Source organism: Gordonia rhizosphera NBRC 16068, from assembly GCF_000298195.1.
GTDB lineage: Bacteria > Actinomycetota > Actinomycetes > Mycobacteriales > Mycobacteriaceae > Gordonia > Gordonia rhizosphera.
Genome location: NZ_BAHC01000208.1, coordinates 1 through 460 on the forward strand (window position 1 = coordinate 1; position 460 = coordinate 460).

General features: G+C 62.2%; 1 pseudogene. It reads left to right on the forward strand.

Features of this window, described 5'->3' with window-relative positions:
- Positions 1-148: 148 nt before the first annotated feature.
- Positions 149-460: pseudogene (locus tag GORHZ_RS25180) on the forward strand (HNH endonuclease); the annotation flags it as partial.

Sequence of the window (460 nt, forward strand, 5' to 3'; positions counted from 1 at the left end):
TACCCCAATTCTCCCCGATAACCCTGTCATACCGCCACGATAGGATGACCGTTTGAGGTGATGTGCACTGGTGAAAACCCTTGCAGCACAGTAGGAATTCTTTGTGTCTACTATTGTGTTCGAACTGGTGTTCGACTACCATTAGGGCATGCCGATCGACACCATGCTCCCCACCGTCCGTGACCTGACCATCACCTCCGACGCCACCGGCCGCGAGGTGTTCGAGACCACCAAGATCCTGATGGGCCTGCGTAACGTGGTCGACCATCAACTCGCCGTGCACGCCGGCGCGCTGGACCGGTTGGGGGTGGCCCGGCAGACCGGTGGCAAAACCCGGGCGCTGTTGATCGAGATGGGTGCCGCGCCCACGGTGGCGGATCGGTGGCTGCGGATCGCGGCCGCCCTGACCACCCTGGAACGGGTCGCCGCCTACAGCGGAGATGGAGTGTTCTCCGGGGAA